Origin of the sequence: Aeromonas sp. 9A (assembly GCF_963900955.1) — a bacterium.
GTDB lineage: Bacteria > Pseudomonadota > Gammaproteobacteria > Enterobacterales > Aeromonadaceae > Aeromonas > Aeromonas salmonicida.
In genome coordinates this window covers 3,595,325-3,618,174 of record NZ_CAWRFG010000001.1, presented here as the reverse complement: position 1 = coordinate 3,618,174, position 22,850 = coordinate 3,595,325, and the positions used below count along the sequence as shown (strand labels likewise).

At 56.5% G+C, this 22,850-nt stretch carries 20 protein-coding genes, 1 pseudogene and 1 riboswitch; of the genes and pseudogenes, 11 read left to right on the top strand and 10 right to left on the bottom strand.

Going from position 1 to position 22,850, the window contains the following annotated elements; genetic code table 11:
• Nucleotides 1-52: 52 nt before the first annotated feature.
• Nucleotides 53-424: a hypothetical protein gene (locus tag AACX78_RS16690; RefSeq protein ID WP_159166863.1), complete on the top strand. Its 372-nt coding sequence runs from the start codon at nt 53-55 to the stop codon at nt 422-424.
• Between the two features lie 138 nt (nt 425-562).
• Entirely contained in the window at nt 563-2,923 is a 2,361-nt protein-coding gene (locus AACX78_RS16685) for a YgiQ family radical SAM protein (protein WP_159166862.1), read from the top strand.
• A gap of 106 nt (nt 2,924-3,029) precedes the next feature.
• Here AACX78_RS16685 and AACX78_RS16680 read toward each other — a convergent pair whose 3' ends face one another.
• Nucleotides 3,030-5,675: an NB-ARC domain-containing protein gene (locus AACX78_RS16680; RefSeq protein WP_159166861.1), complete on the bottom strand. Its 2,646-nt coding sequence runs from the start codon at nt 5,673-5,675 to the stop codon at nt 3,030-3,032.
• A 386-nt stretch (nt 5,676-6,061) separates the two neighbouring features.
• On the opposite strand from AACX78_RS16680, the gene AACX78_RS16675 reads away from it, so the two are divergent.
• A complete protein-coding gene (locus tag AACX78_RS16675; protein ID WP_159166860.1) occupies nt 6,062-6,277 on the top strand; it encodes a hypothetical protein in 216 nt (71 codons plus the stop codon).
• 75 nt (nt 6,278-6,352) lie between these two features.
• On the opposite strand, the gene AACX78_RS16670 is transcribed toward AACX78_RS16675, so the two are convergent.
• Both AACX78_RS16670 and AACX78_RS16665 read right to left on the bottom strand, forming a co-directional pair.
• The gene (locus AACX78_RS16670; protein ID WP_159166859.1) at nt 6,353-6,793 is read right to left on the bottom strand and encodes a hypothetical protein; all 441 of its coding nucleotides are present in this window, start codon (nt 6,791-6,793) and stop codon (nt 6,353-6,355) included.
• 15 nt (nt 6,794-6,808) lie between these two features.
• Entirely contained in the window at nt 6,809-7,333 is a 525-nt protein-coding gene (locus tag AACX78_RS16665; RefSeq protein WP_159166858.1) for a DinB family protein, read from the bottom strand.
• Between the two features lie 276 nt (nt 7,334-7,609).
• Between AACX78_RS16665 and AACX78_RS16660 the strand changes: the two are divergent.
• The 3 genes and pseudogenes from AACX78_RS16660 to aqpZ all read left to right on the top strand — a co-directional run bounded on the left by AACX78_RS16660 (nt 7,610) and on the right by aqpZ (nt 10,339).
• A pseudogene (locus tag AACX78_RS16660) lies at nt 7,610-8,525 on the top strand (Gfo/Idh/MocA family protein).
• A 272-nt stretch (nt 8,526-8,797) separates the two neighbouring features.
• Entirely contained in the window at nt 8,798-9,319 is a 522-nt protein-coding gene (gene ruvC / locus AACX78_RS16655) for a crossover junction endodeoxyribonuclease RuvC (protein WP_042873682.1), read from the top strand.
• Between the two features lie 333 nt (nt 9,320-9,652).
• Complete coding sequence (aqpZ, locus tag AACX78_RS16650) at nt 9,653-10,339, top strand: aquaporin Z (RefSeq protein ID WP_159166857.1); 687 nt, start codon at nt 9,653-9,655, stop codon at nt 10,337-10,339.
• Nucleotides 10,340-10,406: 67 nt separating this feature from the next.
• Here the strand turns inward: aqpZ and AACX78_RS16645 are convergent, their stop codons facing one another.
• The 3 genes from AACX78_RS16645 to AACX78_RS16635 all read right to left on the bottom strand — a co-directional run bounded on the left by AACX78_RS16645 (nt 10,407) and on the right by AACX78_RS16635 (nt 14,078).
• Nucleotides 10,407-11,168, bottom strand: a complete 762-nt coding sequence (locus AACX78_RS16645; protein ID WP_201302956.1) for a lytic transglycosylase domain-containing protein — start codon at nt 11,166-11,168, stop codon at nt 10,407-10,409.
• Between the two features lie 156 nt (nt 11,169-11,324).
• On the bottom strand, nt 11,325-12,722 hold the full coding sequence (locus AACX78_RS16640; protein ID WP_236556350.1) for an alpha-amylase family protein: 1,398 nt from the start codon (nt 12,720-12,722) through the stop codon (nt 11,325-11,327).
• 192 nt (nt 12,723-12,914) lie between these two features.
• Nucleotides 12,915-14,078, bottom strand: coding sequence for a M23 family metallopeptidase (locus tag AACX78_RS16635; RefSeq protein WP_159166856.1), 1,164 nt, complete (start codon nt 14,076-14,078; stop codon nt 12,915-12,917).
• A 473-nt stretch (nt 14,079-14,551) separates the two neighbouring features.
• Here AACX78_RS16635 and AACX78_RS16630 point away from each other — a divergent pair, with 473 nt between their 5' ends.
• On the top strand, nt 14,552-14,992 hold the full coding sequence (locus AACX78_RS16630; protein WP_159166855.1) for a GNAT family N-acetyltransferase: 441 nt from the start codon (nt 14,552-14,554) through the stop codon (nt 14,990-14,992).
• Between the two features lie 4 nt (nt 14,993-14,996).
• Here the strand turns inward: AACX78_RS16630 and AACX78_RS16625 are convergent, their stop codons facing one another.
• Complete coding sequence (locus tag AACX78_RS16625; RefSeq protein ID WP_005316771.1) at nt 14,997-15,539, bottom strand: DUF1439 domain-containing protein; 543 nt, start codon at nt 15,537-15,539, stop codon at nt 14,997-14,999.
• Between the two features lie 98 nt (nt 15,540-15,637).
• On the opposite strand from AACX78_RS16625, the gene cls reads away from it, so the two are divergent.
• Complete coding sequence (cls, locus tag AACX78_RS16620) at nt 15,638-17,119, top strand: cardiolipin synthase (protein WP_159166853.1); 1,482 nt, start codon at nt 15,638-15,640, stop codon at nt 17,117-17,119.
• A 95-nt stretch (nt 17,120-17,214) separates the two neighbouring features.
• Entirely contained in the window at nt 17,215-18,477 is a 1,263-nt protein-coding gene (locus AACX78_RS16615) for a DUF945 family protein (protein ID WP_125607592.1), read from the top strand.
• A gap of 69 nt (nt 18,478-18,546) precedes the next feature.
• On the opposite strand, the gene purU is transcribed toward AACX78_RS16615, so the two are convergent.
• Nucleotides 18,547-19,383, bottom strand: coding sequence for a formyltetrahydrofolate deformylase (gene purU, locus AACX78_RS16610; RefSeq protein ID WP_059113012.1), 837 nt, complete (start codon nt 19,381-19,383; stop codon nt 18,547-18,549).
• 209 nt (nt 19,384-19,592) lie between these two features.
• Nucleotides 19,593-19,752, top strand: a riboswitch (FMN riboswitch).
• Nucleotides 19,753-19,856: 104 nt separating this feature from the next.
• Between purU and ribB the strand changes: the two genes are divergently transcribed.
• Together ribB and AACX78_RS16600 are read left to right on the top strand one after the other, a co-directional pair.
• A complete protein-coding gene (gene ribB / locus AACX78_RS16605) occupies nt 19,857-20,510 on the top strand; it encodes a 3,4-dihydroxy-2-butanone-4-phosphate synthase (RefSeq protein WP_005316761.1) in 654 nt (217 codons plus the stop codon).
• A gap of 225 nt (nt 20,511-20,735) precedes the next feature.
• The gene (locus tag AACX78_RS16600; RefSeq protein WP_005334342.1) at nt 20,736-20,978 is read left to right on the top strand and encodes an Lpp/OprI family alanine-zipper lipoprotein; all 243 of its coding nucleotides are present in this window, start codon (nt 20,736-20,738) and stop codon (nt 20,976-20,978) included.
• Nucleotides 20,979-21,120: 142 nt separating this feature from the next.
• Here the strand turns inward: AACX78_RS16600 and AACX78_RS16595 are convergent, their stop codons facing one another.
• The gene (locus AACX78_RS16595; RefSeq protein WP_159166852.1) at nt 21,121-21,969 is read right to left on the bottom strand and encodes a tetratricopeptide repeat protein; all 849 of its coding nucleotides are present in this window, start codon (nt 21,967-21,969) and stop codon (nt 21,121-21,123) included.
• Nucleotides 21,966-22,688 (bottom strand): 4'-phosphopantetheinyl transferase family protein, encoded by a 723-nt coding sequence (locus AACX78_RS16590; RefSeq protein ID WP_159166851.1) that lies wholly within the window; start codon nt 22,686-22,688, stop codon nt 21,966-21,968. The genes AACX78_RS16595 and AACX78_RS16590 overlap by 4 nt, the downstream gene beginning before the upstream one ends.
• Nucleotides 22,689-22,850: the final 162 nt, after the last annotated feature.

The window sequence follows — 22,850 nt, the reverse complement described above, 5'->3', positions numbered from 1 at the left end:
ATCACGGCAGTCGGCGGTTAATATGTAGCCAGTTTTAACCTTGAGGTGAGCTATGTTGCCATCTGCTATCTATGAGCCGCTGCCTTTTGCCTATATGGGCAGCGGTTTGCTGCTGCTGGGGGTTGCCGAGCAACCGGGTCTGCTGCTGGCCGGACTGGCGTTCTATCTGGCCGGTTCCCTGGCCTGGTTCAGGCGCAGTGCCTATCGACGCATCGACAAGCCACTCCCTGCCCGCAAGCAGGGCTGGCCGCTGTGGCTCTACGAGAGCCGTCCGTTTGCGCTGATCCTGCTGGGTTTGCTGATGCTGCGCCTCGCGACTCATCCCATCTTCCTGGCGCCAGCCCTGGTCTGGTGTCTGCTCGGTGGTTATCAGCTGCTGCAGCGCCATTACAGCCGCATAGTGCTGGCCCGCGTCCTGGCCTGATCCCGTTCAACCCCGCGTTATTGAGGCGAGCCAGTCACTGGCTCGCTTTTCCCCCTTGCTCTGTAGGGGCAAAAAGCCATCGCTCCCGCTCTGCTCTGCCGGTATAATGCGCGACCCGAATTGTTCCAGGTGTTCAAAATGCAGCCGGTTACCCACCTTTTCTCCTATCCCCGCTACTGGGCCGAGTGCTACGGCACTGCGCCCTTCCTGCCCATGTCCAGAGCGGAGATGGACAAACTCGGCTGGGACAGCTGTGACATAGTCCTGGTGACCGGTGACGCTTATGTGGATCACCCGAGTTTCGGCATGGCGGTCATAGGCCGCATGCTGGAATCCCAGGGCTTTCGGGTCGGCATCATAGCCCAGCCGGACTGGTCATCGAAGGATGACTTCATGCGTCTGGGCAAACCCAACCTCTTCTATGGGGTGACCGCGGGCAACATGGACTCCATGATCAACCGCTACACCTCCGACAAGAAGCTGCGCCACGACGATGCCTACACACCGGGAGACATAGGCGGCAAGCGGCCCGACCGCGCCACCCTGGTCTATACCCAGCGCTGTAAAGAAGCTTTCAAAGAGGTGCCGGTGGTCATAGGTGGCATAGAGGCATCGCTGCGCCGCATTGCCCACTACGACTACTGGTCCGAGACCATACGTCGCTCCATCCTGCTGGATGCCAAGGCCGACATCCTCATTTATGGCAACGCCGAGCGGCCGCTGATCGAGGTGGCGCACCGCATCGCCAATGGCGAAACCATCGACACCATGCAGGACATTCGCGGCACCGCCGTGATCCGCAAGGAGCCGCTGCCCGAGTGGCGCGGGGTGGATTCGAGCAAGCTGGATCAGATCGGCCGCATCGATCCCATCATGAACCCCTACATGGAAGGGGCGCCCTGCTCGGATGACGCCACCGAGGTGGCGCAGGAGGCCAAGCCGATATTGGTGCAGCCGCCCAAGCAGAAGCCATGGGAAAAAACCTATGTGAAGCTGCCGGCGTTCGAGCGAGTGAAAGAGGACAAGGTGCTCTACGCCCACGCGTCGCGCATCCTGCACCACGAGACCAACCCGGGCTGCGCCCGAGCGCTCTCCCAGGCCCACGGCGATCGCATCGTCTGGGTCAACCCGCCCGCCTTCCCGCTGGAAACCGACGAGATGGACGGCGTGTTCGGCCTGCCGTACCAGCGGGTACCGCACCCGGCCTATGGCAAGGAGAAGATCCCGGCCTACGAGATGATCAAGACCTCGGTCAACATCATGCGTGGCTGCTTTGGCGGCTGCTCCTTCTGCTCCATCACAGAGCACGAGGGGCGCATCATCCAGAGCCGCTCGGAAGAGTCGATCATCAAAGAGATCGAAGAGATCCGCGACAAGGTGCCGGGCTTCACCGGTGTCATCTCGGATCTCGGCGGCCCCACCGCCAACATGTACAAGCTGCGCTGCAAGAGCCCCAGGGCCGAGCAGACCTGTCGCCGCGCCTCCTGCGTCTGGCCTACTATCTGCCCGCACATGGACACCGACCATACCCCGACCATCAACCTCTATCGCAAGGCGCGGGATGTGAAGGGGATCAAGAAGATACTGATCGCCTCCGGGGTGCGTTACGACATAGCGGTGGAAGATCCGCGCTACATCAAGGAGCTGGCCAAGTACCACGTCGGCGGCTACCTGAAGATTGCCCCCGAGCACACGGAAGAGGGCCCGCTCTCCAAGATGATGAAGCCGGGTATGGGCAGCTACTACAGCTTCAAGGAGCTGTTCGACAAGTATTCCAAAGAGGCGGGCAAGCAGCAGTACCTGATCCCCTACTTCATCTCGGCCCACCCGGGCACCACGGATGAAGACATGGTGAACATGGCGCTCTGGGTCAAGACCAACAACTTCAAGCTCGATCAGGTGCAGAACTTCTACCCGTCGCCGCTCGCCAACGCCACCACCATGTATTACACCGAGAAAAATCCGCTCAACAAGGTGAGTCGCCAGGGCGGGGACGTGTTCGTGGTCAAGGGTGAGCGCCGTCGCCGCCTGCACAAGGCGCTGCTGCGCTACCACGATCCGGCCGGCTGGCCCATGATCCGCGAGGCCCTGCTGGAAATGGGCAAGGGTCATCTGATCGGCAACGGCCCCAACTGCCTGGTGCCGCCGGAAGGTCGCGGCGAGGCAAAGGCCGAGCGCAGCATCAACAAGGGGCTGAAACCGGCCCTGACCCGCCACAGCAACATAGTCCATCAGCGTGGCAATGGGGCTGGCAACAAGGCGACTGGTGGCAAGGCAGGCAATGGCAAACCGGCTGGTTCTCAGTTGCAGAAAGGCGCTGGTAATGGCAAGCCTGCTGCCCAAGGTGCAGGTCAGGACAAACCAGCAGGGCAGGGGAAACCCGTGCACAAGGGTAAAGCCCCGACCCGCGCCGGCACCGCCAACCCAAGCGCCAAAGCGGCAGCCCAGGGCGGCAAGCCTGCCGCAAAAGGCAACGGCGCCAAGCGATCGGCTCGGTGATATTTCCCTGATAGGAAAGCGATAGAAAAAAAGGCGACCGGATGGTCGCCTTTTTATTTAGTTATTAATGCGTTAGCTTTATATTTCATGTGTATATTCAGTATTTTTATGAGTTTGTTTCTTCATGATGGATATCATTATTGATTTTTAGTCTTTGTGATAGTTTTATTAGATGCAAGTTTTCAGGCTCCATATCGAGACCTTCTTTGACATATTTTATAGCTGCAGATTCTTGTCCTGATTTTATAGCTAGCCAAGCCATTCTTGACAAATCTGTCCCTTCGGCTTCTGATACTCTATTATCCATCATTTGTAATATTTTATTTGCCATTGCATTGTTTTGAATTCTGTCAGACTCTGCAGAATCTTTTATAAATGAGAAAAATCTGTTGGCTGTATTTGATAAATCATAGAAAGGGACATGAGAAAACTCAGCTCTTTCAGTAAAGGCATGTACCTCACCCAAAGTATCACCTGTCTGGTAACAGCAATGACCTAGAAGACGCCAACCCTCAGATATTTCTAAAGTATCATTACTATTCTCTAACAAGCGATTCAGTGCTTGCTTTGCTAATTCATATCCATTTTGATTTCTGAGTTCCATTTTCCATCTAGCAACGATAAGCCATCCTGAAGGATAGGCTCTACACATTATTTCTATTATCGGTTGGTATTTGGCATATTCATCACCAGACTCTACCTTTATTGCAATGTTTTTTATTAAATTTTCAATTTTCTTTGCTAACCCTAAAGTCATATCATCTTTACGACTTGGTCCCATCATCTGAAGAATTTCCACATCAGAAAGTATAGACTGCTTTGCTGGGCTTATATTTAATTTTTTCTTACCAAAAACACTAGCTACAAGAGGTAGTCTTACGAATTCTTGTTGATCACTTGGGGTGATATAGACTTCAGCCATAGAATATTGAAGTAATGCCTCAACCCCTTTTTCAACCTCTAGACGCTCATTTGTAGACCGATAGAGTACAGCCTCTAAGGCAAGTTTTGGTACAGGTGAATTCCACGCGGATAAAGTGAGGAAAGCTCGTTGTGAACATGGACTGAGTGACGAATAAGTCCTCTCGAATAAAGCAGTCAAGATATCTTCAGTACCAGCGACGAGTCGGGTTATGCTTCCTGCAGATCTATTTTTTGCTACTTCACCGAGTAAAACTTTTATGACATATGGATGGCCTTCAGATTTTTCAATTAGCTCTCTTGTATATTTTCCATCGATGTATCTATCAACGCCTAATTTTATTGCTGTCTGATTTATCAGTTTTGTTGATTCGTCTTCGGTCATTCCTCCAACTTCTACTGGGTAATCTCCTTTGAACTCACGAAGTCTCGTTGTAATTAGTGCCTTGTTAGGTAGGCGGATAAATGAGTCAATCCAGCTAAACATTTCTGCCGGATTTTGTGTTGTTTCAAAATTGTCAAAAACAAAAAGGCACGTACCAAAATCTGATGTCTGTAATTGTTTTTCCAAATATTCTCTTGGATTAAATTGTTTTTCTTTAATTTTATCGTCAGTTAGTACCAGACTGGCATAGTATTTACCCATATCATCTGGTGATAATACTAATGGTCTGACTGGCTTGGGTCCTGTTAGTTGTAAATCTACGTCTCGGGAACTCAACCACACAATACCAAGATACTTGTTGTCTTTGTAAAGCTCTTGTATGATCTTCAATGCTAAAGAGGTTTTACCTATACCTCCTCGACCTAATAATGTTATTATTGGTCTTTTGTTATCATTAATTAGATCTAATAATTCATTTTCTAGTTCTGGTCTGGATATATAATCATTAGGTAAGTCCGGCGCATTTGATAAACAATTTCCAATTGGTATTAATTCACCTTTACCTTCGGTATTACTTGCTGGTAATGTACCTGGTGGAGTTAAAAATGCAGTGCCATCACCGTCAATCCGATCATCAGTTTCATAAGAGAGTAGTTCATATTTCTTATTGCTCATTCCACCATTTGATATATAGAAATCCCTAAGATCTGAGTTGGTCTCTATTAAATTTATTTTCCTTAGATCTCCAATTTTTAAATATATGCCATTGGCATAATTTAAATCATTTTTTTTAGTTAAGTGTGAAAATTCAGAAATATCATCATTAATCGGTGTTACTCCATTAATCGGTGTTACTCGATATTTTCCACTCAAATTTCTATGTAAATGAAGCCATGGCCTTTTGAATATAGAGAAGTTCTTATAGATGAGCATGATGCTATTCATTAGGTGTGGTGCGGCATTTGAAGCATGCTCTGATTGCGTGGCACCGTGAGCTCTCGTTTTGTTTCTAAGTGTTGAAAAAAGTCTAAACCATCTTTTTAGATCGGTTTTTGAGCTAAATTCTTCAGAATCTAGTCCTAGAATATCAATGGCTTTTTTCAGTTCATAGACGGAATCGTATTGCCACTCGCCTTTAGAACATGATTTTGTTATTTCTGATTGCTCTATTCTTGCTTCAACTGTAAGGAATTGAGATGCGGCTCCAGTTACAGCATCATCTAGTACTCTACCCCAGTCGCCAATCCCATCAGCCCTAACCAATTGATGCTCTAATCTGTAGCGATTTCTATCTTTATCTTCGGATATCGTAGATACGATTCCAAGGACAATTGTCTTTGTTAGCGCCTCTGCGGTTAATAGTAATGAAAAAAAGTAGCTAAAATCAGATTCTGATTTTGATATTTCTGCTCTGTTTAATATTCGCTCGATTAATATATGTGACATAGGAATGTATCTCTTCTTGAAATTTAAAGTTATAGAGTGTGAAATTAAGCCAACATTCTTATATAGCTACATCAGTGGTGCTTGTTATACAAGTAACACGCTACCGCCCGCGGATTACTGCTTCCAAAATGCTCCATTGACCAGCGAGGGCTGTGACCTATTGCAGTTCAACAGGTTCTGGATGGCTATAGTAAGTCAAACGAAGCCGATCCAGCGAGCACAAAACGCATGCAATCATCAGGAAATCATCGTTTTTTGAACTGCGTCATCAAAGCGCTTAAGCAGGTGCGATAAAGGCGGGCAAGCAGGCACGGCTTTGCTATCTTGTTCGGCCTATGGATAAGGGGAGGGGCTGAATGGTCGGCTCCCTTGCACAGGAGCAATAGATGGCAGTGAAAGTCAAATCCAGAAGAGAGAAGATGGGCAGCGGGCTGGGGCTGCTGTTCGGGATCCTCATTTTCAATCTGATTGCCTATCAGTTTGTTGAGACAAAAGCGCTCTCCGAGACCAACCGGATGATAGGGGCGATTGTCAGCGCCCTGCTCTGCTCCGGGCTGGGGGCCAGAGTGGGTAAATGGCTGGATCGCAGAGAGCAATCTTAACGGGATTTCCCGAGTCACTCTGCAAACGGCTGTCACCTGGCCATGGGGCAGCAAAGCGTTCAGCTTTATAGCCCTTTATTGCCACACTTCCTGCCCCTTGGCATTGAGCAGGGTGTGAAACAGATAGTGATCGTCCCGATCGTAATAGACGGTGAGGGTGTGGCGCTGGGTGTAGTCCGCCGCCACGCCAGCCACCGTCATCGGTATCAAGATCAGCTCCCCCAGCCCCATAGTCACGGCGCTCGCCGTGGCCTGGCCATTGCCGTCAGCGCGCTTGTGGATCTTGCCGAGCACGGTAAAGCGATCGCAACCCTGCACCTTATCCTCGGTCAGAAAGGTGGCCTGCTGGCAAAGCTGGGGCTCGCCCAGTTCGGCGCGAATGGTCGCGCGGGTTTCCCCTGGTGCCAAGGTGTTGCGAAAGCGCCCCGAGTAGTGATCGATAGCGGCGGCGCAGCCGCCCAGCAGCAATGGCAGCACGAGCAGGAACGGGTGAGAGAAGCGCGTGAGTTGGTTCATAAGGGCAAGACTCCATTATCCCGCAAAGGGTGAGCCATATTCGCCGCGCCGCTTGGGTTCGCTGCGATGCAAAAAGGTGGTCAGGGTATCGCGCGGCGGCGTGATGCCGCACTGCACCAGCATTCGCCCGATCGCTCCCCTGTGATAGCCGCCGTGGGTCACCAGATGGAGCAGCATTTCCTCGCGGCTCATCTGCCCCCTGTCGCCATCGACAAAGCGAAACGAAAGCGAGGTTTCACCGTCTTGCGGGCTGAGGGCGGTGACGTACTCCGCCAGCCAGTTATCCAGTGCGGTGACCGAGCTGCGCAGCACTGCCAGGGTCGGCGTTTCCGGGGTATTGGTGGCACTGAAGCCGTGGGACTCCCCAAGCAGATTGGCCTTGAAGATGGCATCGACCACATGGATATGGTTGAAGATCCGAAGGCAGGTGTGGTGGGCTTCGGCATATTGCTGCGAATCCAGCGTGGCGATCGCATCCAGCAGTTCGCCATCGGCCCAGCGCTTGTAGTGAAAGAGGGATTGCAGCGTCTTGTTGCTCATCAGTTCCTTGTCCCTGTGTCTCCTGAAAGTGGGGCATGTTAGCCAAAATGGGTGCAATACGAAACCCGTTTTGCTGGCGATACATATCAGTCCACCTTGTCTCTTGGCAGGGGAGGTAGTAAAGCCACTCTCGCCTGCTCCTCGCCCTTGCGAAGGGGAAGGCTGAGAGGGATGAGGCAGCCGCAGGTTGCGGCAAGGCTGGATCTGCGGGGGAAATCCTGAGATGGTGCGGGCAACTTAGCCGGTTATCCCGTTATCGAGTGAAAAGGAGTCGAGATGCGCATTGCCCTGATTGGCCTTGGCGATATTGCCCAGAAGGCCTATCTGCCGCTGATTGCCAGCGACGAGCGGGTCACCCCGCTGCTCTGCACCCGAAGCCCAGAGGTGCTGGACAAGCTCTCTCGCCAATACCGGATCCCCGAGTGCTTCACCGATGTGGATGCGCTGCTGGCAAGTCGCCCCGACGCCGTGATGATCCACGCCGCCACCTCGGTGCACTTCGCGCTGGCCCGCCAATGCCTGCAAGCGGGCATTTCCACCTTTGTCGACAAGCCGCTCTGCTTTGATTACGCCGAGGTGGAGGCGCTCGCCAATCTTGCCATGGCGCAGGACTGCCCGCTGTTTGTCGGCTTCAACCGCCGCTATCTGCCCGCCATGCGCGCCACCCGTACAGATAATCAGCCGCTCACCGAGCTCAACTGGCAAAAGCACAGACACGCCCTGCCGGGGCTGCCGCGCCAGTTCCTGTTCGACGACTTTATCCATGTGCTCGACAGCCTCTGTTTCTATGGCGGCCTGCCTACCTACCGGGGATCTGCATGCTGTGCTGCGGCGCAGCAGTCAGCAGCCCGAATTGCTGGCCGGAGTGAGCGTCGCCTGGCAAAGCGGGCAGACGGCGGTGAGCGGCAGCATGAACCGCAGCGCCGGCATCACGGAGGAGCGTGTCGATGCCTATGGCGACAATCTCTCCCTGCACCTGGAAAACTGCACCCGGGGCACGATTGCCCGAGACAAAACTGTGCAGACTCTGGCACCGGACGACTGGCAGCCGGTACTGGCCCAGCGGGGCTTCGTGGCGATGCTCGATCACTGGTATCGGCAAATCGAGCTGGGCAAGGCCGATGGGGCACTCATCGAGAGCTATCTGCACGGCCATCGACTGGCCGAGCGGCTGGTGGCGCTGGCGACCTGACCTTTCTCCTGCGCCTGTGGTGCCTGATTTGGCGGGCCCGCACGGGTGAAGGAACCGGCAGACCACTGTACAAGATGGCGGATCCCTGCGCAGTCAGCCAGCGAGGGCGCCGCCGCGCGAGCCAAGCGGACGCTTGTTTGCTATCTTGGCGGCCATGAACTGCCTTCAGAGCAACAGAGTGTCATGAGCATTGTTTTGGGAATGGAGCCGGGCCCCCGGCTCACGGGTGATGAGGCTGTGAGCCGCCCCCAGGCCAGCATGGCGGAGCGGCCATGAGCATTATTCTGGGGATAGACCCCGGTTCGCGCATCACAGGCTACGGCGTTATCCGCATAGTCGCAGGCAAGGCGGAGTATCTGGGCTCCGGTTGCATTCGCACCGACCTGGGCGAGCTGCCGTCCCGCCTCAAGCAGGTGTATGACGGGGTGAGCGAGATCATCACCCAGTTCAAGCCCGACGAGTTCGCCATAGAGCGGGTCTTCATGGCCCGCAACGCCGATTCTGCCTTGAAGCTGGGTCAGGCCAGGGGCAGCGCCATAGTCGCGGCGGTCAATGCCCTGCTGCCGGTGAGCGAATACTCGGCGACCCAGATCAAGCTGGCGGTGGTGGGCACGGGCGGCGCGGCCAAGGAGCAGGTGCAGCACATGGTGACCCATCTGCTCAAGCTGTCGGCCACGCCTCAGGCGGATGCGGCGGATGCGCTGGGGGTGGCACTCTGCCACTTCCATACCCGCCAGAGCCTGATCAAAATGGCGGGGCGGGCCACCAGTTCGGTGCGGGGCCGCTATCGCTGAATCCTGCCGACGCTGACTGTGTCTGAGGACCAGTGTGAGAGGAGGGCGCCCGTGCGCCCTCCTCGTTTATCCACTCGCATGCTGACTTGTTGTCAAAAGAGTCAGCAGGGTCACAAGTTGTCGCATTGCATGGATAAGCTCCGTCTGGTGCAGTTTGCATCTTGCCGGCAATCCCCCCAATTAATCAATAACTTGTGACTTTTATCACATTTCAGGAATAAGGCGGGCTCACTACGCCTTGCTATTTCACACTCCCATAATGTGTCGCCCGTTTAATAACGGCGACCTCATGAGCCCTGGCTCATGTTCCATTCATCATTGGGAGATATAAATGTGAAACCTTTTGCAGCTGAGTTTATGGGCACCTTCTGGCTGGTGTTGGGGGGCTGTGGCAGTGCCGTCTTGGCCGCCGCCTTCCCGAACGTGGGGATTGGCCTGCTGGGCGTGGCGCTGGCATTTGGTCTGACTGTGCTGACCATGGCCTACGCCATCGGCCACATTTCAGGTTGTCACCTGAACCCGGCCGTGACACTGGGGCTGTGGGCCGGTGGCCGCTTCCCGGCATCCGGCGTGTTGTCTTACATAGTCGCTCAGGTATTGGGCGGGATTGCTGCCGCAGCCGTGCTCTATGTGATTGCCAGCGGTCAGGCTGGCTTTGATGTGAGTGCCGGCTTTGCCTCCAACGGTTATGGCGAACACTCGCCGGGCGGTTACAGCCTGCTGGCGGCGCTGGTGTGTGAAGTGGTCATGACCGGCTTCTTCCTGTTCGTCATCATGGGTGCCACCGACAGCCGTGCACCGGCCGGTTTTGCCCCCATGGCCATCGGCTTGTGCCTGACGCTTGTCCACCTCATCAGCATTCCGGTGACCAATACCTCGGTCAACCCGGCGCGCAGCACAGGGGTCGCCCTGTTTGTGGGGGATTGGGCCGTCAGCCAGCTGTGGCTGTTCTGGGTTGCTCCGATCGTCGGTGCCATTCTGGGTGCGTTGGCCTATCGCGTGATTGCACCGAAAGCGTGATCCGTGACGAAAAAGTGTGGTATCGACACGCCCCCGGGCGTGTTTTTTCGTTTCAGGGGGGAGGCATTCAAAGACCCCGAGCGCTCAGCATCTCCTTGTAGCGCAGGTGCAGCAGTTGCACCCGTTCCACATAAGCGCGCGTCTCGGCGTAAGGGGGAATCCCCCCATGCTTTTGTACCGCACCGGCCCCGGCGTTGTAGGCGGCGGTCGCCAGCGCTATGTTGCCGCCATATTGCTTGAGCAGACCTGCCAGGTATTTCACCCCGCCAAAGATATTCTGCTCCGCCATCAGGGCATCACCGACCCCCAGCTCACGGGCCGTAGCGGGCATCAGCTGGGTCAATCCCATGGCCCCCTTGCGGGAGATGGCTTGCGGGTTGAAGGCCGACTCTGCGTGGATCAGCGCCCGTATGAGTGCGGGCTCCACCTGATAGGCCTTGGCCGCCGCCTGTATGGTGCTGGCATAGTCATAGAGAAAGAGACCCGTGGTGTGCCAGTTGACCTTTGAGGCCGGGTTGCAGGCGTAGCAGTCGTTGAACAGCAGCAACTCATAGTGACCCTGATCCGGCATCATGTCGGAATAGCGCACCACGCCATTTTTTTGCACCGATTTGTAGACCTGGATCTGGCGAGTGCCGGATGGCTGCGTGATTTTTGCAGGCGCTGGGGCAGGTGCAGAAACAGGGGAGGGTGACACGCCGGGGGCAGGCGCCACCTTGGGAATGTGAATGGGAGCCTGGGTCTCGGCGGTCAGGATCACCACCTCCGCCGGCGGTGGCGTCCGGCTCCAGCCTGGCGGGGAAAACAGCGGGATCAGCCCCATCAACATCCATGCTTTCAACGGCTTGCTCCTTCAGCCTGATTGGCCTTGTTGAGTAAAGCATCCTGATGGTGGCAGAACAAGCTGCCGATGAGCGCCGGGTTGAAATAGGCAGAGTAAACAAGCGGGGCCGCGCAGTGGCGGCCCCTGGCAGAGTGATACTCCTTATTCTTGCAGCCAGAGCCGGGCGCTGCGGGCGGGAATGGCGACCCGTACCCACTGACTCTGCACATTGATGACGGCATTTTGATCGAGCACATCCCGGTAATTGCGATACCAGTTCATCTCGAATTTGGCGGTATCGAGCCAGTACTCCTGCTCGTACTCGCACTTGTTGACACCTACCAGCCCCTGCTTGCCACGTTTGAACAGCACGAAGCAGTCGCCGCTGCCGACCAGTTGCATGGGCTGGCCCTGCAGCGCGTTATGGAAGCGGATCATGCCTTTGAGATCCGCGCGCTGGTAATAATCCTGCCAGCGCAGCCCATCCTTGGCCTGGGTCTCGCCGTGATCGGAGTAGACCAGCGGCGAGCCACCATCGCGACCGAGCAGGTAGGCATAGGCCAGTTTCTCGTCGGTCTGGTTCAGGATCTGGTAGCGAAAGCCATCGTTGGTGGGAATGTCGTGGGTGATGGCAAAGGTGACGGCGCGGCTGCCCGGCAGGGCCTGACCGTAGGCACCGGGGTCGGCCAGCAAGCTCATGCTGCCGCCATAACCGAGCGCCCCGCGCAGAGAGGCAAACAGCGGAAAGTCATAGGCTCCCTGACCACTGTTGTCGAGATAGGGTTTGAGGAAGCGCTCGTAATCCGTGCTGCCGGCGCCCCCCGTGGTGATCACCTCGCCAAAGACGTGCATGCCCTGTTTTATCTCTGGGGTGAACACGGCATTGATCTGGTAATCGCTCATGTGCTTGACCGCATCGACCCGAAAGCCCTTGATCCCCATCCCCTTGAGCGCCTTGAGATAGGCCTGCTGCTGGCTCACTACCCAGTTGTTGGGATCAAGATCCGGCAGCCCCTTGTCACCGGCACCGCCACACAGGCGCCAGTACTGGACGTGGCCCGGATCGCTCCAGTCGGTGATGCAGCCTTCGGGGTGAAAATCCGATCCGGCCAGCAAGTTCTGGCCGAGATCGCCGAACAGCTTCTGGCGCTCGAAGTAGGCGGAGTTGGCCGCATACTGGCCGAGCAGCTCGCTGCCGGGGTAGTTGAGGTCCTGGCGCTTCCAGCTCTCGTTGGCCATGTGGTTGAGCACAATATCGGCATAGACTGCTATGCCTCGTGCCTGCATGGCGGCGATCAGCTGCTCGAGATCCTGCTTGTTGCCAAGGGGGGTATCGATGAGGCGCAGATCCTGCGGTTGATAGCGTGCCCACCACTCGTTGCCCGATGATTTGAGGGGCGGCGAGATGAGCACCTGCTTGTAGCCGGCGGCCTTGATGAGATCGGCCTTGGCGGTGACTTCACTGTATTGCCAGTTGAAGGCGTGCAGTATGACGTCGGCGTGTGCCAGAGGGGCGATCAGCATGCCTGTGATCACCCAGATTCCCGCTGTTTTTTTCATTATTGTCTGTCCTTGTTTGGGTGCCCATGTGGGCACCCAGAGCCTCACACCGGCCCTTCGGGCCGGCAATCTCCTTTTGACTGTTTTGTGAGCGTTTTCAAAGCAGACTGTGCGGATCTGTGACGGCTTGCATAAAACCGCCTGGCCACGTCATTACTGACTTTCCCATCACTGCAGCGGTTGGCCGGCAACTCAGTCGAGGCCGTTGTTATAGAGTGGCTGCCAGGCACAGAAGCGCTGGCCGTTGCGGCTGTTTTGCAGCCAGAAGCGGTTGCAGTTGTCGTCGTAGTTGCTGGCGCCGACGTTGACGGCATAGCTGCTCAGACGCTGTCCCTGCAGGGACTGGAACACGCCGTTGTAGAGCAGGGAGAAGTGCAGGTGCGGGCCGGTGGAGGAACCGCCCTCGCACAGGGCCTCGTTGCGATTGCTGGCGTAGGTGCCTATGGGGGTGTCGGCGGCCACGTAGTCGCCGCTGCGCACCGAGATGCCGCTCATGTGGTAGTAGTTGGTGGCCCAGCCGTTGGGGGCCGTGATCCGCACCTGGCAGCGGGAGAAGACGGTGACTGTGCCGCTGTTGGCGGCGGTGACAGTGTAGGTGGCTCCGCCCCAGCCCGGCCAGTCGTAGGAGACGTCGATGGAGGAGTAGGGGTAGCCCGAACCGGTATGGGAGTGGGCGCCGTTCACCTTCCAGCTGTAGCCCTGGCGCCAGGGCAGCTGGAACTGGCCACCGGCCAGCCGGGCCGAGGGAAGCGCAGCAGGGGCCTTGGGTGACGTCATGGCCTCCTTGCCAAACAGGGTTTGCCACTGTTCGCTCAACTGCTGCTGGTCGTGGGGAGTGAGCAGACTGCCCAGGGCGGCCTGGTGTGCCGCCAGCGGGGGTAGGGCAGGGACGCTGCGCTGGCTCAGTCGCAATTGGGCTTTGGCCTGGTAGAAGCGCTCGGAGAGCTGGCGAGCCATCTGTTCGAGCTGGTTATCGAATCCCCGGGCCTTGACCAGCTTGGCGAAGGGAGCCGCCATGGCTGGATCCGAGGGGGCCGAGATGAGCTGGCTGCTTGCCTCCATCAGGGCCAGCAGCAGCTGGGGGTTGAGGCTGGTAATGCCGCTCCAGTGCAGGATCACCTCCTCCTTGGGCAGTAGGTGAGGCGCCTGTTGCAGCAAAAAATCGTGCAGATCGAACGCCATGGCTGCCTCGCCAAACACGAAGTGGGCCTCGTCCAGTGGCACAGTGGCGCCGCCGGTGGCGTTGAGCTGCTGCTGGGTGAAGTGGTAGGGAGCAATCGGGATATGGATGTCGCCGGCCCAGCTGGCGGTGGGCAGCAGTGCCAGCATCAGCAGGGAAGGGATGGGTTTGAACATGGTATCTCCTTGGCAAAGTGGTGAGGTGACAGCGTGGGGGTTGTCCCACTCAGGCAACGACAGCGCTATGCTATGCCAAGGCTTCACCATAGGGTGAAACACCAAGATTGCTATTCGATTGAGGCCTTTTATGGCTGGGGGTAATTCATCTGGCTTGTTAACAAATGTTTACGAAGTAATTTTGATATTTTAAATCATAGGTTTACGTTCGATTAAATAGTCCCTTGCCGTAAAATTAATCGCCGCGAGCAAGCCGTGCCCACATTGGGATACCGTGGTAGCATTGCCTGTGATTTATGCGGTCAGCAGTGTGTTAAAAAGTGTACAAACAGGCGCGGTTACTGGCTTTTTTGTTACTAAAAGGCGTGATATCTTGCTGACTTGTCTGGTCGGATCTCTTTCCGGGCAGCCACTGACATTTGAAGACTGGCCGGGCGGCCAAGGATGGAACGGGTGTGATAAGCAAGCGGGCGATGGAACTCACGTTCGAAGAGTACTGTGATGCGGATCTTTCCCTGATCAGGGATTACTACGAAACGACTTTCTCCCATTACGTGCCGGATTTGGCTGAGCGTATCTTTGTGGTGCGCGATGCGAACTGGCTGGTGGGCGCCGTACGCCTGCGCGACGAGCAGGATTACTACCACCTGTGCGGTTTTCGGTTGCTGCCCCACTATCAGTCACTGGGGCTGGGCTCCCGTTTGCTGCAACATGCCTGCAGTGATCTGGTGGACAAGCCCGTGGTGTGTCAGGCATTGCCATTCGAGAAGCCGTTTTACCTCAAGGCCGGTTTTGCTGACCTGCCCCTGCATGAGCTCGATGGCCCCCTCTTTTCTCTCTATGACCAGCAGCGCGAACAGGGTTACCAGATCGAGCTGCTGGTGCGTCAGGCCAACACTCCCGTCTACAACTGACGACTCACTGCGGCTTGGTCAGCAGGTGGATCTTGCCCGGTGACAGCTCAAGCCCCAGCAGATTCTCTTTCAGCCAGGCCTGGTTCGGGTCCTTGTCGTTCAGCCGATAGACGGGCTGGGTCTCCAGCCGTTTCTCCATGCTTTGCAACAGCATGCCCAGCATGAAGCCGAACTTCTGCTGCGCCGCTTCCGGTTCCAGCTTGTATTCAATCAACTTGATGTTGTCGAGGAAGAGGGCGCTCTGAGCCTTGTCATAGCGTGGTCTGGCCTCGTAGGTCATGTTCAGACGCGCATCGTATTCGGTCTGGTCCGGCAGGGCGATCCTCAGTTTTCCCTTGCCATAGACACGGGCGGTATCCGGGCTCTGACGCCCGATCTGGACGTCGCTCTGCTCGAGCTGCACGTGGGCCTTGATGATGCCGGGTAATTCCAGCTGTTTGTTCACTTGTACCTGGGATTGCAGGTACTGATTTATCTGTTGCTCATTGATGTCATATGAGCCTTGACCTAGCATGGCCAGACTGAGCAGCATAGATTGCAGGATCATGCTAACGACCTGATAGAATGGATGTGTTTCACAGCATACCATCCCGGCCTCGTGGGGTCTGCCCACCGCATTTACCCTGATATGTAAAAGGAGTCCTCTTGATCAACGGTTTGGAGTACGACATCCAGCTGCTGTTTTCCCAGTTTCTTGGTTGGCTGCTGCTGCTATTTCATACCGTGATCGTGACAGGGATCTCTTTGCGGGTGGTGATGAAGCGGCGCCCCATCGGAGTCTCGCTGGCCTGGCTGGCGCTCATCTATGCCATCCCGTTTGCCGGGGTCGGCTTCTATGTGCTGTTTGGCGAGATCCGGCTCGGTCGCCGCCGCGCAGAACGGGCCAAGGCTATGTACCGCCCCTACGCTATCTGGATCCGGCAGCTGGCCAGGCTCTTTCCCCAGCACTGCTGCGAGGTGGGCAGCAAGGCCCAGCCATTGCACGATCTGATCCAGGGGCGGCTGGCCATGCCCATGCTCTCCGGCAACCGCATGACCTTGCTGAGCCAACCCGAATCGATACTGCGCGAGATAGCGCGCGACATCCGCCAATCCTCCCAGTCCTGCTATCTGGAGTACTACATCTGGCACCCGGGCGGTGATACCGACGATGTGTGTGACGCCTTGATGGAAGTGGCGGCGCGCGGCGTGGATTGTCGTCTGCTGCTCGATTCCATGGGCAGCAAGACGTTTTTCCGCTCGCACTGGCCCAAAAAGCTGCGCAAGGCCGGGGTCAAACTGGTGGAGGTGCTGCCGGTCGGTGCCTGGCGCATCCCGTTCCAGCGCCAGGATCTGCGCATGCACCGCAAGCTGGTGGTGATCGATGACAGGGTGGGTTACACCGGCTCCATGAACATGGTGGATCCCCGCTTCTTCAAGCAGAACGCCGGGGTAGGCCAGTGGGTCGATATCATGATCAGGGTGCAGGGGCCCGTGGTGCCGCTGATGTGGTCCATCTTCGTCTGGGATTGGGAGATGGAGACCGGCGAGCGGTTGCTCGACAGCCTGCAGCATGATCCGGAAGCCTGGCCCCAGAGCAACTACCGGGCCCAGCTGATCCCGTCCGGCCCCTTCGTTGGCGGTGACTGCATCCAGCAGAGCCTGTTGCTGGCCATCTACCAGGCCCGTCACCACCTGGTGCTGACCACGCCCTATTTCGTGCCGGACGATCCCCTGGCGGCGGCGCTCTCCTCGGCGGCGGCGCGAGGGGTGCAGGTGCAACTGGTGTTGCCCGCGCGCAATGACTCCATCATGGCCAACCATGCCTGCAATGCCTTCATGGAGGAACTTCTGGAGGCCGGGGTTGAAGTCTATCGCTACGATGCCGGACTGCTCCACACCAAGAGCGTGCTGGTGGATGACGACTTTGCACTGGTGGGCACGGTAAACCTGGACAGACGCAGCCTCTGGCTCAACTTCGAGGTGACCCTGCTCATCGACAACCCGCTGTTTGTCGCCGAGATGACCCATCTGGTACAGGGTTATATGACGGAGGCGACACCCATGTCCCTGGCCAAGTGGCGCGATCGCCCCAGGTACAAGAAGGTAATGGAGAACATCTTCTATCTGTTCAGTCCCTTGCTGTGACATTACATAATTGCGGTCGATGCTGAATTGGACTTGCCTAGCCCCGATATCGCCCCGTAGAGTGCGGCAATGAGCCTTTGGAGAATCATATAAAAATGCAGAAGCGAGTAACGCTGGCCGTGTGTGCGGCCTTGGTAGTGGGTGGGCTGGGTGCCTGCTGGTACACGGGCAATACGTTTGACCGCATCATGGACGAGCAGATCGCCAAGGTGAAGCAGGAGAGCGGCGTCGAGCTGAGCTGGGTGCCTGGCGCCAGCAACCTGTTCACCCGTGACGGCATCTTGAAGGTGGTGGTCACACCGCAAACTCTGGCCAGCCTGGATGGTCAGCTGGAAGGGAGCGAGCCGGTCGAGGCGCAGTTCATCGTCAACAGTCGCATTCTGCCGCTCTATATCAAGAGCAACATGCTGCTCGACACCAAGCAGGGAACGCTGGCCACTGTGTTCAGCGCTCTCAAGCTGGAGCAGTGGCAGTTTGGCATAGAGTCGGTCAGCAGCCTCTGGACCATGAGCAACAGCAGCCGCTTCTGGGCCAACGAGTTCAAGGTCAAGCAGGGGCTCGACGAGTTCAGTTTCCTGCCGATGACGGGCGACTACCGCGGCGATATGGATGGCAACGGTCACGTCACCTTCCACTGGCAGGGCATGACACTGCATGAAGAGCAAAGCAAGATGGACATGGTGCTGGCCGAGCTCAAGGGCAGCGCCGATATGGCCGAGATCAGCGGTATCTGGCTCTCTCCCCGTAGCGACATGACCCTCTCTGCGCTGTCGGTGCAGCTGCCAGACAGCGTCAAGGTGTCACTGCAGGGGCTGACCACGGAAACCCAACTGGAAGGCGATGATGCCCAGACCCTCTCCAGCAGCTATCAGATGAAGGTGGAGACTCTCAATCTGGAGAACGAGACCGATAATCTGGCGCTGACCCAGAGCAAGCTGGCCCTGAATCTGAAAGGACTGGATCTGGAAGGTTATCAGGCACTGCAAGCCTCCAGCGGGCAAGGGGTGGAAGATGAAGCCATCCAGCAAGCCCTGGACAAGCTGCTCAAGCGCGGTGCGACCCTGGAGCTGGTGGACTTGAGCGCCCAGCTCAACGGTGAGCCTGTCTCCATGAAGGGGGACGTCAAGCTGGCATCGACTTCTCTGGAACAGCTGTTCAATAGCGAACAGGGAATGCATGCCCTCTCCGGCCTGATGCATGCCAATGTCAGTGACAAACTGGGCAAGGCGGTGCCGCAGCTGGCCCCCATGCTGGAACAGTTCGCTGCCATGGGCTATCTCAAGGCGGACAAGGCCCGGCTGACCGCCGAGCTGAAGCTCGACAAGGGTGCCATGACCATCAATGGCCTGCCGCTGTAAGTCGGTGGCAGAAACAACAAAGGCTCCCGAGGGAGCCTTTGTTGTTTCTGGCGTGGTGCGACAGGTGGGTTACTTGAACACCACCGTCTTGTTGCCGTAGACGAACACCCGTTCGTTGAGCACCAGCTCCAGCGCGCGGCTCAGCACGGATTTCTCCACGTCACGACCGGCTTTGGCCATGTCATCGGCACTGAAGGCGTGACCGACATGGATCACGTCCTGCTCGACGATGGGACCCTCATCCAGATCGTCGGTGACGAAGTGGGCGGTGGCGCCAATCAGCTTGACCCCGCGATCGAAGGCCTGACGGTAGGGACGGGCACCGATGAAGGCCGGCAGGAAGGAGTGGTGGATATTGAGGATCTTGCGCGGATAGGCTTCGACGAAGCTCGGGGTCAGCACTCGCATGTACTTGGCCAGGATCACATAGTCGGGCTGGTAGCCGTCTATGATGGCACGTACCTGCTCCTCGTGTTCGGTGCGGCTCAGGTCCTCATGGCTGACGGTGTGGAACGGAATGTCGAACTTGCCCGTCAATTCTGCGAGCGTATCGTAGTTGCCGATCACCGCCACTATGTCCATGTCCAGCGCACCGGCATAGTTCTTCATCAATATGTCGCCGAGGCAGTGGGTCTCCTTGGTCACCAGGATGACGATGCGCTTCTTGCCCGCCTTGACCAGGCGGCGCTGGGCGCCGGCGGGCAGGGCATCATCCAGATCCGCCAGCAGGGTCTCGTCGTTGAAACGCCCCTCCAGCTCGGTGCGCATGAAGAAACGGCCGTTTTCATGATCCACGAACTCGTCGTTCTTGTTGATGTTGAGCTGGTGCTTGTAGCAGATGTTGGTGATCTTGGCGATGAGGCCCTTGGCGTCCGGACAGTCCGTCAGCAGTATTTTCTTTTCCATCTCTGTCATGATTCCGTTTGTGGTATTGGCGCCTGAGTCTGCGCAGGCAGCGCGTTTTTTCAGGCACTATGCCATAAACAAAATCAGAAAGGACAGCGCGCCGTGCGTCCTTGGGTCAAGTCGTTGTCTGCGGGCGCTGGTCGTTTCCGTATTCATCTTTGATGGGTTTTGGGCTGGTATCCTGCGTTTTTTTTCTTTAGGCTGTCTGCGCTTATTCTCAGGGCGGGGTGCAATTCCCCACCGGCGGTATCCCGATCTGACTCGGGGAGCCCGCGAGCGCCCGACTTTGGTGTCACACCTGAGTCGGGGTCAGCAGATCCGGTGAGATGCCGGAGCCGACGGTCATAGTCCGGATGAAAGAGGATAAGACAGATATTGCAGGCATGCCCCCGTTGGGCCGGCCGCTGCATACCTATCTCTGTCTGCCTTTCCATGCCCTGATTCTGGTCCTTGTCTTATTTAGGAGTCTTACCATGAATCAGTCTCTACTCAGTGAATTTGGTGATCCCCTTGCGCGCGTCGAAGCGGCGCTCGCGGCCTTGCGCGCCGGTCGCGGCGTTTTGGTAGCCGACGATGAAGATCGGGAGAACGAAGGGGATCTCATTTTCGCCGCACAAACCATGACCAATGAACAGATGGCCATGATGATCCGCGAGTGTTCCGGCATCGTTTGCCTCTGTCTGACCGATGAGCGCGTTCGCCAGCTGGCGTTGCCCATGATGGTGGAGGCAAACTCCAGCCACTATCAGACCGCTTTCACCGTCACCATAGAGGCGGCGCAAGGGGTTACCACGGGGGTTTCAGCGGCCGATCGCATCACGACTATTCGCGCGGCCATCGCCGATGGTGCCAAACCGTCCGACCTGCATCGCCCAGGCCATGTCTTCCCGTTGCGGGCACGTACCGGTGGTGTGCTGACGCGCCGCGGCCATACCGAAGCCACAGTCGATCTGATGCAGCTTGCCGGCCTCAAACCGTTCGGGGTTTTATGTGAGCTGACCAAAGAAGATGGCTCCATGGCTCGCCTGCCAGACCTGGTTGCCTTCGGCCGCCTGCATCAGATGCCGGTACTGACCATCGAAGACCTGGTGCAGTATCGTCAATTGCTGTCAGAACGTTCTGCCTGAGCCTCATACGAAATTGTAATAAGTACAAAATTTGGTTACGCTCTGTGCGAACCTCATCCAGAGGCACTCGTTTTTGCTTAAAGTTTGCACATAAAGTGTGCGGCTAAAAAAAAATGAGGGTTTTAATGCATTTATCTGTGATGAGGCCTATCCAAAGTATGATTCTTTTGTGCCATAATCACGCCGCTTGCTAAACGTCTGGCGAGTTAAAGGGAGCTTTTAAAAATGAAAAAATTGTTGTTGGTAGGTGTTGTTGGTCTGTCCGCTCTGCTGGGCGGTTGTGCAAACACCAGCGAACTGGAAACCTCCGTTCAGAATCTGTCTAACAAAGTTGACCAACTGGCTCAAGATGTTAGCGCAGTTCGTGCTGATCAATCCAAGATTGCTGCTGATGTTGCAGAAGCCAAGCAAGAAGCTATGCGTGCTAACCAGCGCATCGACAACATGGCTACTTCCTACAAGAAGTAATCCATGCGAAAAAATGGCGCATTCATGCGCCATTTTTTTTGCCTGAAATTCGTCAATTCCCCGCTTTTCTTCCATATGCTCTCGCCTTGTCAGAGCAATGCCGATCTCTCGGCATCACCCTCACTTTTTATCCCTTCATTACTCAGTAGAGCAGGCTGTATAGCTTGCGACGGTAACTCTGCGCGGCCGGATGGGCACCCATGGTGGTCAGAATGTCCAGATAGGTCTTCTTAGCATCGCCAAAGGCCAGATCGCGTTTGAGAATGGTGAACAGTAGCACCAGTGCTTCCTCCTGACGGCCCGCCTGGCTGTATTGCACCGCCAGCTCCTGGGTCAGGGCGAAATTGTCCGGCTCCTGTTCGTAACGGGCCTCCAGCGCACGCAGCTCAGGGCTGTCTGCGGCTTGCAGCGCCAGCGCCAGACGAGAGCTGAGGGTCTGGTAGTGGTCATCCTGCGCAGCCATGGGGATCTTGCCGAGCCGCTCCTGGGCTTCATCCAGCAGATTGATATCCAGCGCCGCCTGAATGAGCCACAGGCTGATGTCGTGGCGATCCGGCGCCAGCTGGTGGGCCTTGGTGAGATGGGCATAGGCCACATCTGCCTGACCGTCTGCCAGTGCCTGCTGTCCCTTCTCGAACAGCAGTTCCTCTTCCTTGGGAGCGAAGGCGGCAAAGTAGTGGCGCAAGGTAGCTTCATCCTGCGGCCCTTCCAGAATGGCTTGTTCATCCGGGCGCCCCTGATGGAACAGTACCAGAGCGGGCAGGGCACGCAGGCCGAGCTGGCTGGCCAATGGCTGCAACTGCGGATCGTTCATGTCGACCTTGGCCAGGGTTACCTGGGGGTTGTCCGGGCCAACCAGTGACTCCACCAGCGGGGTCATGCCCTGACATTCCGGCATCTGGGGTGCGTGAAAATAGATGACGACCGGCTTTTTCATGGAAGCATCGATCAGTGCGGCTTGAAAATTCTGGGGATTGATGTCGACGATCATGAGGCTGACTCTTGGAAAATGGTGTGAGTTAACATGGGGTTGATAGCGGTGGATTTCAAGTTTTCATCCAGCAGGTAACCGTTGACGGCCAGGGTCGGGGCGGCGAGGCTGAGCCAGCCGCTGCCAATAGGCCAATCCTGCACCCGGTATTCGTGCTCATCGAGCCGGTTATCAAGGCGCCATCCCTCTTGCGGCACAAAGCAAACCTTGTCGAGCCCCGCGGCAATGCCGCCGCCATGGGCCTTCAGTACCGCCTCCTTGCGTGACCAGAGCCGATAGAAGGCGCTGTCCTGCTCTTCTGCCGGCAGGGCGGCGAGCCATTCATACTCGCTGGTGGCATAGAAGCGTCTGGCCAGTGGCAACGTCTGCCGGCGGCGCCTGCCCATCTCTATGTCTACCCCGAGCGGTCCAGTGGCACACAGTGCGATCACCAGCCAGTCGCCGCTGTGGCTCTGGTTGAACTGCCAGCGCGGGTCACTCAGCGCCGGCTTGCCGTGGAGATGGGTACAAAAAAGCAGTTCGCTGGCCTGGCATTGAAGGCGAGCGGCCAGCAAGCACCTTAGCAGTGACCGACTGACCAGAAATTCCTGGCGCCGATCCGGATGCTGGATCTCCTGCCACTGTTGCCGTTCTGTTGGTGAAAGCGTTTCTGGCAGCAGGGCCAACTGAGCGGCGCTGACCCGGGCGGGTTTTAACAAATAGAGATCCACAGAGATCATGATTTTTCACTTTAAAAGAGGACTGAAACAGCGATAAAAGTCAGTTTGATCGAGTCTGCACGGGCGCTTTCGAGATTGTATATTGTTTGGCCATGATCACATTAATTATGAAAAATAATGCATTTCCTTGCGAAAATGTGATGTCGATAGGGATTTTCGCTT

What these genes read in the sequence shown, in the direction of transcription:
- AACX78_RS16690 (WP_159166863.1), top strand. Translation starts at nt 53, where the DNA reads ATGTTGCCATCTGCTATCTATGAGCCGCTGCCTTTTGCCTATATGGGC.
- AACX78_RS16685 (WP_159166862.1), top strand. Translation starts at nt 563, where the DNA reads ATGCAGCCGGTTACCCACCTTTTCTCCTATCCCCGCTACTGGGCCGAG.
- AACX78_RS16680 (WP_159166861.1), bottom strand. Translation starts at nt 5,675, where the DNA reads ATGTCACATATATTAATCGAGCGAATATTAAACAGAGCAGAAATATCA.
- AACX78_RS16675 (WP_159166860.1), top strand. Translation starts at nt 6,062, where the DNA reads ATGGCAGTGAAAGTCAAATCCAGAAGAGAGAAGATGGGCAGCGGGCTG.
- AACX78_RS16670 (WP_159166859.1), bottom strand. Translation starts at nt 6,793, where the DNA reads ATGAACCAACTCACGCGCTTCTCTCACCCGTTCCTGCTCGTGCTGCCA.
- AACX78_RS16665 (WP_159166858.1), bottom strand. Translation starts at nt 7,333, where the DNA reads ATGAGCAACAAGACGCTGCAATCCCTCTTTCACTACAAGCGCTGGGCC.
- ruvC (WP_042873682.1), top strand. Translation starts at nt 8,798, where the DNA reads ATGAGCATTATTCTGGGGATAGACCCCGGTTCGCGCATCACAGGCTAC.
- AACX78_RS16645 (WP_201302956.1), bottom strand. Translation starts at nt 11,168, where the DNA reads ATGTTGATGGGGCTGATCCCGCTGTTTTCCCCGCCAGGCTGGAGCCGG.
- AACX78_RS16640 (WP_236556350.1), bottom strand. Translation starts at nt 12,722, where the DNA reads ATGAAAAAAACAGCGGGAATCTGGGTGATCACAGGCATGCTGATCGCC.
- AACX78_RS16635 (WP_159166856.1), bottom strand. Translation starts at nt 14,078, where the DNA reads ATGTTCAAACCCATCCCTTCCCTGCTGATGCTGGCACTGCTGCCCACC.
- AACX78_RS16630 (WP_159166855.1), top strand. Translation starts at nt 14,552, where the DNA reads ATGGAACTCACGTTCGAAGAGTACTGTGATGCGGATCTTTCCCTGATC.
- AACX78_RS16625 (WP_005316771.1), bottom strand. Translation starts at nt 15,539, where the DNA reads ATGATCCTGCAATCTATGCTGCTCAGTCTGGCCATGCTAGGTCAAGGC.
- AACX78_RS16615 (WP_125607592.1), top strand. Translation starts at nt 17,215, where the DNA reads ATGCAGAAGCGAGTAACGCTGGCCGTGTGTGCGGCCTTGGTAGTGGGT.
- purU (WP_059113012.1), bottom strand. Translation starts at nt 19,383, where the DNA reads ATGGAAAAGAAAATACTGCTGACGGACTGTCCGGACGCCAAGGGCCTC.
- ribB (WP_005316761.1), top strand. Translation starts at nt 19,857, where the DNA reads ATGAATCAGTCTCTACTCAGTGAATTTGGTGATCCCCTTGCGCGCGTC.
- AACX78_RS16600 (WP_005334342.1), top strand. Translation starts at nt 20,736, where the DNA reads ATGAAAAAATTGTTGTTGGTAGGTGTTGTTGGTCTGTCCGCTCTGCTG.
- AACX78_RS16595 (WP_159166852.1), bottom strand. Translation starts at nt 21,969, where the DNA reads ATGATCGTCGACATCAATCCCCAGAATTTTCAAGCCGCACTGATCGAT.
- AACX78_RS16590 (WP_159166851.1), bottom strand. Translation starts at nt 22,688, where the DNA reads ATGATCTCTGTGGATCTCTATTTGTTAAAACCCGCCCGGGTCAGCGCC.